This is a genomic window from Peptococcaceae bacterium (assembly GCA_024655825.1).
Classification (GTDB): Bacteria; Bacillota; Peptococcia; order DRI-13; family PHAD01; genus JANLFJ01.
In genome coordinates, this window is sequence record JANLFJ010000061.1 from 1 (window position 1) to 215 (window position 215).

The window sequence follows — 215 nt, forward strand, 5'->3', positions numbered from 1 at the left end:
TTTCCGCAGTCTTGTTTTTGTGTTGCCTTTTTACGGTCTATGGTTTTCAGGGTAGGTAGGCTCCGAACGAAATGAGTATTATGCCGGCACAAACCGGCATAACCACGGTTTCAATCCCTTATAGGTAGGCTCCGAACTTGTCCACGCTACCCACCCCGACCTGCCGATGCCGGTTTCAATCCCTTATAGGTAGGCTCCGAACACGGGGCCAGACA